Annotated in this window: 14 protein-coding genes; 6 read left to right on the forward strand and 8 right to left on the reverse strand. The window is 74.7% G+C overall.

Annotated features, from left to right (window positions below):
- Positions 1-188: 188 nt before the first annotated feature.
- Positions 189-950 (reverse strand): isoprenyl transferase, encoded by a 762-nt coding sequence (locus tag CELF_RS14840; protein WP_013772089.1) that lies wholly within the window; start codon positions 948-950, stop codon positions 189-191.
- A gap of 243 nt (positions 951-1,193) precedes the next feature.
- Here CELF_RS14840 and trhA point away from each other — a divergent pair, with 243 nt between their 5' ends.
- Entirely contained in the window at positions 1,194-1,889 is a 696-nt protein-coding gene (gene trhA, locus CELF_RS14845; protein ID WP_013772090.1) for a PAQR family membrane homeostasis protein TrhA, read from the forward strand.
- Positions 1,890-1,934: 45 nt separating this feature from the next.
- Here the strand turns inward: trhA and CELF_RS14850 are convergent, their stop codons facing one another.
- From CELF_RS14850 to mca, 3 genes are read right to left on the reverse strand one after another with little or no spacing between them, the layout of a single operon-like run.
- Positions 1,935-2,789, reverse strand: coding sequence for a nitrilase-related carbon-nitrogen hydrolase (locus CELF_RS14850; protein WP_013772091.1), 855 nt, complete (start codon positions 2,787-2,789; stop codon positions 1,935-1,937).
- Between the two features lie 7 nt (positions 2,790-2,796).
- Positions 2,797-3,120 (reverse strand): hypothetical protein, encoded by a 324-nt coding sequence (locus CELF_RS14855; protein ID WP_013772092.1) that lies wholly within the window; start codon positions 3,118-3,120, stop codon positions 2,797-2,799.
- Complete coding sequence (mca, locus tag CELF_RS14860) at positions 3,117-4,001, reverse strand: mycothiol conjugate amidase Mca (protein WP_013772093.1); 885 nt, start codon at positions 3,999-4,001, stop codon at positions 3,117-3,119. Before mca ends, CELF_RS14855 begins: the two co-directional genes overlap by 4 nt.
- 91 nt (positions 4,002-4,092) lie before the next feature.
- On the opposite strand from mca, the gene CELF_RS14865 reads away from it, so the two are divergent.
- Together CELF_RS14865 and greA are read left to right on the forward strand one after the other, a co-directional pair.
- Positions 4,093-4,506 carry a DUF4307 domain-containing protein gene (locus CELF_RS14865; protein ID WP_013772094.1) on the forward strand — a complete coding sequence of 138 codons (414 nt, stop codon included), beginning with the start codon at positions 4,093-4,095 and terminating at the stop codon, positions 4,504-4,506.
- Between the two features lie 189 nt (positions 4,507-4,695).
- On the forward strand, positions 4,696-5,181 hold the full coding sequence (gene greA, locus CELF_RS14870) for a transcription elongation factor GreA (RefSeq protein ID WP_013772095.1): 486 nt from the start codon (positions 4,696-4,698) through the stop codon (positions 5,179-5,181).
- Between the two features lie 79 nt (positions 5,182-5,260).
- On the opposite strand, the gene ilvA is transcribed toward greA, so the two are convergent.
- From ilvA to CELF_RS14885, 3 genes are read right to left on the reverse strand one after another with little or no spacing between them, the layout of a single operon-like run.
- Complete coding sequence (ilvA, locus tag CELF_RS20940; protein ID WP_013772096.1) at positions 5,261-6,463, reverse strand: threonine ammonia-lyase; 1,203 nt, start codon at positions 6,461-6,463, stop codon at positions 5,261-5,263.
- On the reverse strand, positions 6,460-7,764 hold the full coding sequence (locus CELF_RS20945; RefSeq protein ID WP_013772097.1) for an AI-2E family transporter: 1,305 nt from the start codon (positions 7,762-7,764) through the stop codon (positions 6,460-6,462). The genes ilvA and CELF_RS20945 overlap by 4 nt, the downstream gene beginning before the upstream one ends.
- Complete coding sequence (locus CELF_RS14885) at positions 7,761-8,993, reverse strand: cystathionine gamma-synthase (protein WP_013772098.1); 1,233 nt, start codon at positions 8,991-8,993, stop codon at positions 7,761-7,763. The genes CELF_RS20945 and CELF_RS14885 overlap by 4 nt, the downstream gene beginning before the upstream one ends.
- Positions 8,994-9,131: 138 nt before the next feature.
- Between CELF_RS14885 and msrA the strand changes: the two genes are divergently transcribed.
- Positions 9,132-9,800 carry a peptide-methionine (S)-S-oxide reductase MsrA gene (msrA, locus tag CELF_RS14890; RefSeq protein WP_013772099.1) on the forward strand — a complete coding sequence of 223 codons (669 nt, stop codon included), beginning with the start codon at positions 9,132-9,134 and terminating at the stop codon, positions 9,798-9,800.
- A 386-nt stretch (positions 9,801-10,186) separates the two neighbouring features.
- Here msrA and CELF_RS14895 read toward each other — a convergent pair whose 3' ends face one another.
- The gene (locus CELF_RS14895) at positions 10,187-10,519 is read right to left on the reverse strand and encodes an Rdx family protein (protein WP_013772100.1); all 333 of its coding nucleotides are present in this window, start codon (positions 10,517-10,519) and stop codon (positions 10,187-10,189) included.
- Positions 10,520-10,581: 62 nt separating this feature from the next.
- Between CELF_RS14895 and CELF_RS14900 the strand changes: the two genes are divergently transcribed.
- Both CELF_RS14900 and CELF_RS14905 read left to right on the forward strand, forming a co-directional pair.
- The gene (locus CELF_RS14900; RefSeq protein ID WP_376698493.1) at positions 10,582-11,442 is read left to right on the forward strand and encodes a CPBP family glutamic-type intramembrane protease; all 861 of its coding nucleotides are present in this window, start codon (positions 10,582-10,584) and stop codon (positions 11,440-11,442) included.
- Between the two features lie 39 nt (positions 11,443-11,481).
- Positions 11,482-12,735 carry a D-arabinono-1,4-lactone oxidase gene (locus CELF_RS14905; protein WP_013772102.1) on the forward strand — a complete coding sequence of 418 codons (1,254 nt, stop codon included), beginning with the start codon at positions 11,482-11,484 and terminating at the stop codon, positions 12,733-12,735.
- Positions 12,736-12,739 lie beyond the last annotated feature (4 nt).

Here is a 12,739-nt window from a genome sequence, read left to right on the forward strand (position 1 = left end):
GAGGGCCGGGTCCGACCCTCCTCCCGGAGCGGATGCTCCATGGGCTGGCCTCCCGGGGACGACGGTCGCCGTCCTCTACGCGGGAACGTAACCCCGGCCGGTGACACGGCCGGACCGACACGCCACCGCGGCGCGGGGTGTCACGCAACGTTCACCTGACGGTGGCGCGCGCGTCGGGCGGAGGGGGCTCAGCGGCCGAGGCGACGCTCGCGCGCGGCGAAGGACCGCACGGCGCGCAGGAAGTCCACGCGGCGGAAGTCGGGCCAGTACGCCTCGCAGAAGTAGAACTCGGAGTGCACGCTCTGCCACAGCAGGAAGCCACCGAGGCGCTGCTCGCCCGAGGTGCGGATGACGAGGTCCGGGTCGGGCTGGCCCTTGGTGTAGAGGCGCTCGGCGATGTGCTCGACGTCGAACTGCTCGGCGAGCTCGTCGACGCTCGTGCCCGTCTGCGCGTGCTCGCGCAGGAAGGACCGGACGGCGTCGGCGATCTCGTGCCGGCCGCCGTAGCCGACGGCGACGTTGACGTGCAGCCCGGTGACGTCCGCGGTGGCCTCTTCGGCCTCGTGCAGCGCGGCGGCCGTCTGCGGGGGCAGCAGGTGCAGCGAGCCGACGGCCTGGAGCCGCCAGCGGCCGCTCTCGGCGAGGTCGCGGACCGCGTGCTCGATGATCGCGAGCAGCGGGTCGAGCTCCTCGGCGGGGCGGTTGAGGTTGTCGGTCGAGAGCATCCACAGCGTCACGACCTCGACGCCGACGTCCTCGCTCCAGCCCAGGAGCTCGGCGATCTTGTCCGCCCCGGCCTGGTGCCCGTGCGCGGTCGACTCCCCCATGCTGCGCGCCCAGCGACGGTTCCCGTCGAGGATGACGCCGACGTGGCGGGGCACCCGGTCGCGCGGGAGGGAGGCGGCGAGGCGGCGCTCGTACAGCCGGTACACCGGATGGGGCAGGCGCACGCAGACCTCTCCTCGGATGACGTCGTCGGGACCCGCTCACGGTACCCGTCCCGTGTGTCGCCCGTGCCGCCTTCCGTCCCGGGGCCGGGCGGCCCGTGCGGCACCGTGCGGCGGGCCGCGCGACACTGGTCCCGACGGGCCGCGGCGAGGTCGCAGAGGCACGGCGGCCGCGTCGACAGCCCAACCTACGGTGACGTAACCTACGCTCTCGTAGGTCAGGTCGGACGACGAGAGAGACCGCACATGCGCACCACCTCCGTGCCCGGTACGGGAGTCACCGAGACGCTCGGCGAGGTCGCCGACGCCATCAAGCCCAAGCTCCGCGGCTGGATCCACGCGGGCGTGGCCCCGTTCGTGCTCGCGGCCTCGATCGTGCTCGTCGCCCTGTCCCCCACGCCCGCCGCGCGCTGGGCCAACCTCGTGTTCGGCATCTCCGCCGTGATGCTGTTCGGCACGAGCGCCGTCTACCACCGGGGCCGCTGGTCGCCGCGCGTGCAGGGCGTCCTGCGGCGCCTCGACCACACCAACATCTTCCTCATCATCGCCGGGACCTACACGCCGCTCGCGGTGCTCCTGCTGCCGGCGTCGACCGCACGCACGCTGCTCGTCATCGTCTGGGCCGGCGCGCTCGTCGGACTGCTCGCGCGCGTCCTGTGGCTCGGCGCCCCCCGCTGGGTGTACGTGCCGATCTACCTCGCGCTCGGCTGGGTCGCGGTCGGGTTCCTGCCGCAGTTCTGGCAGTCGGGCGGCCCCGCGATCGTCTGGCTCGTCGCGACGGGCGGCCTCGCGTACACCCTGGGCGCCATCGTGTACGGCCTCAAGCGCCCCAACCCGAGCCCGCGCTGGTTCGGCTTCCACGAGGTCTTCCACACGCTGACGGTCGTGGGCTACGGCTGCCACTACGTCGCCGTGTCGATCGCGACGTACGGGTCGGCCTGACCCGTACCGGGCCGCCTGACCCGTCCACGTCCGCCGCCCCGGGCGTCAGCCGCGCGGCACCACCGCGTACCGGCGGTTCTGCAGCGACGGGTTCGTCTCGCGCACCCGCGCCAGCAGGGCGCCGTCGACGTCCACGGTCCGCACCGCGGGCTGCTCGTCGAGCTCCAGCCCGACGACGCCGTCGGGCCCCACGACGAGCGACCGGCCCGTGACTCCCCGGCCCGCCTGGCCGACCGCCACGACGGCCGCGGTGTTCTCGATCGCACGCGCCACGGCCAGCGTCCGCCAGTGCATCGCCTTGAGCTCGCCCGACGCCCATGCCGCCGGCACGACGAGCACCTGCGCGCCCGCGTCGACCACCCGCCGGGCCGACTCGGGGAAGCGCAGGTCGTAGCACGTCAGCACCCCGAACCGCAGCCCGCCGACGTCGAGCACGAGCGGCGGCGCGTCGGCCGGCCCCGGCTCCAGCCGGTCGGACTCGCGGTGCCCGAACGCGTCGTACAGGTGCACCTTGCGGTACGCCCCGACGAGCGCACCCGCCCCGTCGACGGCGACCACGGCGTTCACGGCGCGCGGCGCCGCACCGCCGGAGCCGTCACCGGTGGAGCCGCCGGGCAGCGTCGTGCCCGCCACGACCGCGACGCCCGTCGCCGCCGCACGCTCGCGCAGCAGCCGCACGAACGGACCGTCGAGCGGCTCGGCGTGCTCGACCCCCACGCCCGCGGCCCGGAAGCCCGACGCGTACTCGGGCAGCACGAGCAGGTCCGCACGCACGCGCTCGGCCGTCGCGAACGCCTCCACGACGAGCTCCCGGTTCGCGGCGTGGTCCTCGCTCACCGCGACCTGCGCCACCGTCACCCGCACGGCGGGACGGACCGGCGGCTGCGGACGCGTGCTCACCGCACGCTCACCCGCGCGGACCGGGCGCGTCGCCCGACCCGTCCTGCGGAGCGCGCTCACCGCCGTCGGCACGTGTCCCGTCCGACGGCCCGTCACCGGCCCCCGCCCCGGGGGCGTCGTCCAGCCCGAGCTGCTTCGCACGCCGGTCGACGACGCGCAGCTGCTTGGTCAGCGACAGGAACAGCCCGATCGCAGCGAGCGCGAGCAGGAACGTCACGACGAACCCCACGAACCCCGGCGAGCCACCGCCCGTCGGGGTCAGCTCGACGTCACCCGGCGACGGGCTGGGCGTCGCCGCGGCCAGCAGGCCGAGGGCCGCGAGGGCGCTCACGCGCCGACCGTCCCACGGACACCCGCGAACAGGTCGTCCTCGGGCAGGTGCGTCGGCACGTGCGCGTGCGCGAGCTCGAACTCCTCGGTCGGCCACTGCGCGAGCTCGATCTCGCGCGGGACCGCGAAGAAGAACCCGTCGGGGTCGATCTGCGTGGCGTGCGCGCGCAGGGCGGCGTCGCGCTGCGGGAAGAAGTCGGAGCACGGCACGAACGTCGTGGCGGTGCGCTCGGGGATCTCCCGAGCCTGCCGGGAGTCGATCCAGTCCCCGAACGGCGACTCGTGGCCCGCGGCGACGATCGCGTCGTGCATCGCCCGCATGCGCGCGAGCGAGAAGCCGTGGTTGTAGTACAGCTTGAGCGGCGTCCACGGGTCGCCGTGCCCGCGGTACCGCTCGGCGTCGCCTGCCGCGTGGTACGCCTCGTAGGCGACGCGGTGCGTCATGACGTGGTCGGGGTGCGGGTAGCCGCCGGACGGGTCGTACGTCGTCATGACGTGCGGACGGAACTCGCGGACCAGCTCGACGAGCGGCGCCGACGCGACCTCGAGGGGCTGCAGCGCGAAGCACCCCTCGGGCAGCGGGGGCAGCGGGTCACCCTCGGGCAGCCCCGAGTCGACGAAGCCGAGCCAGTGCTGCCGGACGCCCAGGGCCTGCGCGGCGCGTGCCATCTCCGCGAACCGCACGGTCCGCATGCCCTCGATGCCGCCCTCGACCTGCCCGTACTGCGGGTTGAGCACGTCGCCGCGCTCACCGCCCGTGCACGTGACGACGAGCACGTCGACGCCCTGCGCGGCGTACATCGCCGTCGTCGCCGCGCCCTTGCTGGACTCGTCGTCGGGGTGGGCGTGCACCGCCATCAGGCGCAGCCGCTCTCCGGTCACCACAGGCCTCCTGTCGGTCGAGGTGGGGGGACGAGGGACAATGGTCGCGCACCCGACGCGCCACCGTGCCGTCCCGCAGCCGAGGAGTCCCGTGAGCCAGACCCCCGCCGTGCGCCCGCCCGCCGGGCGCTACGGACCCGAGCCTACGTCCCGATCGGTGACGCTCCGGCGTGCCGGGCTGGTGGCGCTCGGCGTCCTCGCCGCCGTGGTCCTCGCCTGGGTCACGATCGGCGTGCTGCGCGAGCCCGTGCAGTGGAAGGACGTCGGCTTCCGCGTGGACGGCCCGACGTCGACGCAGGTCACGTTCGAGGTCACGAAGGACCCGGCGCTCGCCGTGACGTGCCAGGTGCAGGCGCTGTCGGAGTCCTACGCGCAGGTCGGCGTGCGGTCGGTCGACGTGGGACCCGCGGAGGTCCGCACACAGCGCGTGACGGTCCCCGTGCGGACGTCGGAGCTGGCCGTCTCGGGCGTCGTCGTGGGCTGCACGCCGCTCGAGGACCGCTGACGACCGGCCCGTTGGGCTATCCTGGTCGTTTCACACGCCGCCCCGGTCCGGCGTGACCGCTGGTCGACGCGACCGAGTGGGAACGGCGTGCGAGTGTTCACCGCCCCTCACGACGCGTGTCCGACCGCGGTCCGACGCCCGGGGCAGACCGCCGGCACCGACCGGCTCGCACGCATGGAAGGAGCGATCGTGACCGACACGACTGCGGCCACCTGGCTGACGCAGGAGGCCTACGACCGGCTCACGGCCGAGCTCGACCGTCTCAAGGGCGAGGGTCGCGCGGAGATCACGGCGCGCATCGCCGCCGCCCGCGACGAGGGCGACCTCAAGGAGAACGGCGGCTACCACGCCGCTCGTGAGGAGCAGGCGAAGCAGGAGGCCCGCATCCGCGAGCTCGAGGCCAAGCTCCGCAACGTCCAGATCGGCACCCCGCCGGACGACGGCGTCGTGGAGCCGGGCATGGTCGTGACGGCCGTCGTCGCGGGGGACGAGATGGTGTTCCTGCTGGGCTCGCGCGAGATCGCGGGCACCGCGGAGATCGACGTCTTCTCCCCCACGTCGCCGCTGGGCGCCGCGATCAACGGGACCAAGGTGGGCGACACGACGTCCTACACCGCCCCGAACGGCAAGGAGATCCCGGTGCAGATCGTCGGCGCCAAGCCGTTCGACGCCTGAGCCGCACGCACGACGGCGGCGCTCCCCTCGAGGGGGCGCCGCCGTCGTCGTTCCCGGCCGGACGTCCGGCTCGCCGGGCTCAGTCCGGCTGGACCTGGTAGCCCGCGGCCCGCAGGTGCTGCAGCACCTGGGCGCAGTGCTCGGGGCCCTTGGTCTCGACCTGCGTCTGGATCGTCACCTGGTCGAACGCGAGGTCCGAGCCGGTGCGCACGTGCGAGACGTGCATGACGTTGCCGCCCGTGGCCGCGAGGTCCCGCAGGAGCGCGGCGAGCGAGCCCGGCTTGTCGTCGATCCGCACGCGCACCTGCAGGAACCGGCCGGCGGACGCCAGGCCGTGCCGCACCACGTGCAGGAGCACCTGGGGGTCGATGTTGCCGCCCGACAGGAGCGCGACGACCGGACCGTCCCAGGCGCCGGGCGTCGCCATGATCGTGGCGACGGCGACGGCGCCCGACGGCTCGACGAGCAGCTTGGCGCGCTCCGCGACGAGCAGCACGGCTCGGGAGATGTCCTCCTCCGAGACGGTGCGGACCTCCAGGTGGTGGCGGTCGAGCACCTCGAACGGCACCGTCCCGGGCACGCCGACGGCGATGCCGTCCGCCATGGTCCGCAGCTCGGGCGCCGGGATCGGGTGGTGCGCCTGCAGCGACGCGGGGTAGGCGGCCGCACGAGCGGCCTGGACGCCGATGACGCGGACGTCGGGGCGGGCCTCCGCGAGCGCGGCGACGATGCCGGCGGCGAGCCCACCGCCGCCGAGGGGCACGACGACGGTCGCGACGTCGGGCACCTGCTCGACGATCTCGAGCGCGACGGTCCCCTGCCCCGCGACGACGTCCTCGTGGTCGAACGGGTGCACGAGCACGGCGCCCGTCCGCTCGGCGTGCTCGCACGCGTGCACGAGCGCCTCGTCGACGGTGCGCCCGACGAGCTCGACGCGCGCGCCGTAGTCCCGCGTGGCCGCGATCTTCGGCAGCGCCGCGTCGACGGGCATGTAGACGACGGCGTCGATCCCGAGCATCCGCGCCGCGAGCGCGACGCCCTGCGCGTGGTTGCCGGCGCTGGCCGCGACGACGCCGCGTGCCCGCTCCTGCGGGCTCAGCCGTGACATCCGCACGTACGCGCCGCGGATCTTGAACGACCCCGCGCGCTGCAGGTTCTCGCACTTGAGCCACACGTCCGCACCCGCGACGTGCCCGAGGGCGCGGCTCAGCTGCACGGGCGTGCGCTCGGCGACGCCGTCGAGCAGTCGCGCGGCGGCGCGGACCTCCGCGAGCCCGGTCACCGCTGCTCGTCGCGGTCGCGCGCGCCGGACGTACGGTCGCCGGCCCCCTGCACCGTCGCACCCTCGTCCTCGCCGGTCGCCTGACCGGCACCGAGGTCGCTCTCGTCGGCCTTCGTGGCCGCCCGCTCCGACTCGAGCTCGGCGACCTGGGCGATCGCGCGGTCCAGCACGGGGTGCCCCCGGCCGCGGACCGTGACGTGGTCGGACGTCCCGAGCTGGGGGAACTTGTCGTGCCCGTGGAGGTACAGCACCACGGTGTTGAGGACGGCGACGATCGGCACCGCGAACAGCGCGCCGAGGATGCCCGCGACGAACGACCCGGCCGCGACGGACAGCAGCACCGCGACGGGGTGCAGCGACACCGCGTGCCCCATGAGGAACGGCTGCAGGACGTGCCCCTCGAGCTGCTGCACGCCCAGCACGATCGCGAGCATGACGATCGCGGCGCCGGGTCCCTGCGCGACGAGCGCGACGAGGACCGCGATCGACCCGGTCACGACCGCACCGACGATCGGCACGAACGACCCGAGGAACACGAGGATGGCCAGCGGCAGCGCGAGCGGGACGCCGAGGATCGCGGCGCCCACGCCGATGCCGACCGCGTCGACGGCCGCCACGAGGATCTGCGTGCGCGTGTAGGCGCCGAGCGTGACGACGCCCCGGCGCGCGGCCTGGTGCACGTGCTCGCGGGAGCCGCGCGGCAGCAGCCCGACGACCCATGCCCAGATGGTGCGCCCGTCGAGGAGGAAGAAGAACGTGCAGAACAGCGCGATGACGGCGCCGGCGAGCAGGTGCCCGACGGTCGTCGCGCCGGTCAGCACCCCGGACAGCACGCTGGACGACGCGCCCGACGCCGACTCCTGCAGACGGTCGACCCAGCCCTCCAGGTCGGCGGTGGACAGCTGCAGGGGCCCGGTCGCGAGCCAGTCGAGGATCGTGTCGATCCCCTCGGAGGCCTGGTCCCACAGGTCCCCGATGCCTCGCACGACGGACCGGCCCGCGAGGCCGAGCAGCGTGCCGACGACCGCGACGAGGGCGACGACGGCGATCCCGGCGGCTGCCCCGCGCCGCAGCCGCAGGCGGCGGTGCAGCCAGCCGACGAGCGGCGCGAGCAGGACCGTGAGCAGCAGCGCGACCGCGACCGGGACGACGACGACCTTGAGCTGCGCGATGAGCCACAGCAGCACCGCGAGCGCAGCGCCGATGAGCAGCAGCCGCCACGACCAGGAGGCCGCAGCGCGGACGGCGGGTGGGACCGCGTGGTCGGCCGGTGCCGTCTTCGTGACCGGTGGCGGGTTCACGCGCCCCGTCCGGCGGCGAGCGCGCGGTCGAGGTCGACGAGCAGGTCGTCGACATCCTCGATGCCGACGGACAGCCGGACCAGGTCGTCGGGCACCTCGAGCGCGGTCCCGGCGACGGAGCCGTGCGTCATGCGGCCGGGGTGCTCGATCAGCGACTCGACGCCGCCGAGCGACTCGGCGAGCGTGAAGACGTGCGTCGCGGCGCACACGGCCAGGGCGGACGCCTCGCTGCCGGTGCGGAACGACACCATGCCGCCGAACCCGCGCATCTGCCGGGCGGCGAGCTCGTGCCCCGGGTGCGACGGGAGCCCGGGGTAGATCACGGACGTCACGGCGTCGTGCGCGTCGAGGAACTCGGCGACGCGCTGCGCGTTGGCGACGTGCCGGTCCATCCGGACCGCGAGCGTGCGCAGGCCGCGCAGCGTGAGCCACGCGTCGAACGGGCCCGCGACGGCACCGGACGCGTTCTGGTGGAACCGCAGGGCGTCGGCGAGGTGGGTCGTGCCGGTGGGGCCCTCGAGGCCGACGGGCAGCTGTGCACCGTCCGCGACGACGAGCGCGCCGCCGACGACGTCCGAGTGCCCGCCGACGTACTTGGTCGTGGAGTGCACGACGACGTCCGCACCCAGCGCGAGCGGCTGCTGCAAGTAGGGCGTCGCGAACGTGTTGTCGACCGCGAGCAGCGCCCCGACGCCCCGGGCGAGGGCCGAGATCACGCCGATGTCGGCGACGTTGAGCAGCGGGTTCGTGGGCGTCTCGACCCAGACGAGCTTGGTCCGGCCCGGCTGGATCGCGGCCTCGACCGCGGACGGGTCGGTGAGGTCGACCGGCGTGTGCTCGATGCCCCAGGGGCCGAAGACGCGCGCGAACAGCCGGTAGGTGCCGCCGTACGCGTCGTCCGGGACGACGACGTGGTCACCCGGTCGCAGCGCCGCGCGCAGCAGCGTGTCCTCCGCCGCGAGCCCGGACGCGAACGCGAACCCGGCCGCGCCGAGCTCGACGTCCGCGAGCGCCGCCTCGAGCGCGGTGCGCGTGGGGTTGGCGGAGCGCGAGTACTCGTACCCGCCGCGCAGCCCGCCCACGCCGTCCTGCTTGTAGGTGGACACCTGGTAGATCGGGGGGACGACGGCGCCGGTCGACGGGTCGGGGTCCTGACCTGCGTGGATGGCGCGGGTGGCGAAGCCGGCGGTCGGCCGGTCGTCGTCGGCGGCGAGGTGTTCGGTGGTCACCGCCCCAGGCTAGGCCGTGGTGCGTCCACGGGCGCCACGGACGCGCGCCCGGACCGGGAACACGGGACGTCCGGGCACGGTTGTGCTGGCCGGGATGGACCAGGCGAACCGCCGGTCTCCCGGAGAGGAACCACGACCATGAACTGGCTCTTCGGCTCTGCGCTCCGCTCGACGATGGTGGACCCCGGCCGCGCGCTCGCCGGCCGCGACGGCTACGCCTACGACGTCCCGCAGACGCACACGGTCCTCGGCACGCCGCTCGCAGGCCCCTGGCCCGAGGGGACCCGCGTGCTGTACGTCGCGATGGGCTGCTTCTGGGGCGCCGAGCGCGCGTTCTGGCAGCTCCCTGGCGTCGTGACGACGGCCGTCGGCTACCAGGGCGGCTTCACGCCGTACCCGACCTACGAGGAGACGTGCACGGGCCTGACCGGCCACACCGAGGCCGTCCTCGTCGCGTACGACCCGTCGGTGCTGTCCGACGACGACGTGCTGCGCACCTTCTGGGAGTCGCACGACCCCACGCAGGGCTACCGGCAGGGCAACGACGTCGGCACCCAGTACCGCTCCGCGGTCTACACGACGACGCCCGAGCAGGCCGAGGCGGCCGCGCGCACCCGCGCCGAGTACCAGCCGCGCCTGGCGCGCGCCGGTTTCGGCGACATCACCACGGAGATCCGCCCGGCCGACGAGGCGGGCACGTTCTTCTACGCCGAGGGCTACCACCAGCAGTACCTCGACAAGAACCCGAACGGCTACTGCGGGCTGGGCGGCACGGGCGTCTCCTGCCCGCGCCCGACCGGCGCCTGACCTCCGGGCACCGAGGGCCACCGGCCGAGCGCCACGACGACCCACGGGACGTCGGGCGGCCGCTCGGCCGGTGGCCGACCGAGCAGCGCTCCACGGACCCGGTCCGCGTCGAGCTCCGTCCCGGCAGTCTGACGGACGTCCGCGCGCCGGCACGCCGGTCTCGTCGGCGCCGTGAGGACGTCTCGGGTGGGCGGGCGGCCGGGGCGCCCCTCCCCTGCCGTCCGCCCACCCTGCGGCGGTCCGCGGGCCCCCGTGACCGCTCGAACCGCCGCCTCCGGTGAAGGTCTGCGTCCGCGGCGAAAGTAGCCGTGCGCCTCGGCGCAGGTCCACGCCTGTCCACGGGGCGCCGGACCGTGGTCCAGGACGTCTGCGCAGGTGGGACGGGGTCAGCGGTGGTCCGAGTGGCCGAGCGGCTTGTCCGGCGCGACGAGGTCGCGGACGCTGCGCTTGAGCGCGGTGATCTCCGGGAAGCCGCCGCCGGTCGCGCGGTCCCAGACCGTCGTCGCGGTGCCGCCGTCGACGACCTCCACCGTGAAGACGCCGCCCGTCGCGGGGCGCAGCGCGACCTCCGCGACCTCGCGGTGGAACGTCGTGAGGAGCTCCTGCGCGTACCAGGCGGCCCGGAGCAGCCAGCGGCACTGGGTGCAGTAGGTGACGACGACGCGCGCGGTCGCGGGAGTCGCGGGCGCGGCGGGCGACGGGGGCGGGGTGTCGGTCACCGGACCAGCGTCGCACCGTGGCCCCGCTCGCGGGGCTCGGGTCCGCACCGCAGACTCGGGCCGTGGACGCCCCCGCCGCGCACGTCGCGCCCGCCCCCGCCCCGCCGCTGCACGCCACGGCCCGGGACGCCGCGCGCGTGCTCGCCGCGGCGCTCGTGTGCGGGTCGGCGGTCCTGCTGTTCGCGGTGCACGTCCGGCCGCTGGGGTACGTGCCGCTGCTCGTCGGCGTCGTCCTGGGGCTCGCCGTCGACCGCGCCCTGGGCCGCGACCTCGCCGTCGTGGGGCTCGGGATGGGGATCATCACGACGATCTCCCTGCGGGCCGACCTGTCCGACGCGGGCATCGCGAGGTTCGCGCTCGCGCTGTCCGCTGCGGTCCTGGTGCCGTACGCCGTGCACCGGTACGTGCTGGGGCAGGACGCCATCCGCTTCCCGGTGCGCACGGGACGACGCTGGACGCGGACGCAGGTGGTCTACCTGCTCGTCGTGGTGCTGCTGGCGTACCTGATCCTGCCCTGGTACTTCCTCGGCTCGGGCGCGTACCGCAACTGGCCCGTCGTCGACTCGGGGCAGGAGGTCGCGCGGCTGTTCGTCGGGGTCAACGCCGTGGGGATCTGGGACGAGCTGTTCTTCGTCTGCACGGTCCTCGCGCTGCTGCGCGTGCACTTCCCGTTCCCGCTCGCGAACGTCCTGCAGGCGACGGTGTTCGTGTCGTTCCTGTGGGAGCTCGGGTACCGCGAGTGGGGACCGCTGCTGACGGTCCCGTTCGCGCTGGTGCAGGGGTGGATCTTCCGGCGCACGGCGTCGCTGACGTACGTCGTGGCGGTGCACCTGCTGTTCGACCTGGTCGTGTTCATGGTGCTGGTCCACGCGCACGACCCGTCGCTGTTCGACGTGTTCGTCACGGCGCCGTCGTCGTGGTGAGCACGTAGGTTGGGCGGAACCCGACGAGAGGACCTGCCCGTGACGCTGACGACGTGGGCCGGCAACTACGCGTACCGCGCGCCCCAGGTGGCGTCGCCCCGCACGGTCGACGAGCTCCAGGAGGTCGTCGCAGGTGCCCGGCACGTCCGGGCGCTGGGCACCCGGCACTGCTTCAACGACCTGGCCGACGGCCCGGGCACGCTCGTGTCGCTGGAGGGGCTGGCGCCCGACGTCGTGCTCGACGAGGCCGCCCGCACGGTCACCGTCACCGGTGGCACCCGCTACGGGACGCTCGCCCGGCACCTGCACGCGGCCGGCTGGGCCGTGCACAACCTCGCCTCGCTGCCGCACATCTCGGTGGCGGGCGCGGTCGCGACGGCGACGCACGGCTCGGGCGACGCGTCGCGCAACCTGTCGTCGGCGGTCGCGGCGCTGGACCTCGTCGGGCCGGGCGGCGAGCTGCGGCACGTGGCGCGCGGCGACGCCGACTTCCCCGGCGCGGTCGTCGCCCTCGGGGCGCTCGGCGTCGCGGCGCGGGTCACGCTCGACGTCGAGCCGACCTTCCTCGTGGCGCAGGAGGTGCACGTCGACCTGCCCTGGTCGGCGGCGCTGGACCGGTTCGACGAGCTGACCGCGAGCGCGGACTCGGTGAGCCTCTTCACGGACTGGACGGGCGACGCCGTGCAGCAGGTGTGGCGCAAGACGCGCGTCGCCGACGGCGCCCACGCGCTGCGCGCCGACCTGCTCGGCGCGCGCCCGGCCGACGGGCCGCTCCACCCGCTGCCGGGCATCGACCCCGTGAGCTGCACGCAGCAGCTCGGCGTCCCGGGTCCGTGGCACGAGCGGCTGCCGCACTTCCGGCTCGAGTTCACGCCGAGCAACGGCGACGAGCTGCAGTCCGAGTACCTCGTGGCGCGCGCGCACGCGGTCGCGGCGCTGCAGGCGGTCCGGGACATGTCGGCGCAGGTCGCGCCGGTACTGCAGGTGAGCGAGGTGCGGACGGTCGCGGCGGACGACCTGTGGCTGTCGACCGCGTACGGCGACGCCCGGGTCGGTCTGCACTTCACGTGGAAGCCGCTGCAGCCGCAGGTCGAGGCGGTGCTGCCGGCGCTGGAGGAGGCGCTGCGGCCGTTCGACGCGCGCCCCCACTGGGGGAAGCTCTTCGCCGACGTCGACCGGGACCTCGCGCGGCTGTACCCGCGGTGGGACGACTTCCGCGCCCTCGTGGCCCGGACCGACCCGGACGGGGTGTTCCGGAACGACTTCGTCGACCGGCACGTGCTGCGCGGCTGACCGG

It is taken from the genome of Cellulomonas fimi ATCC 484, from assembly GCF_000212695.1.
Classification (GTDB): Bacteria; Actinomycetota; Actinomycetes; order Actinomycetales; family Cellulomonadaceae; genus Cellulomonas; species Cellulomonas fimi.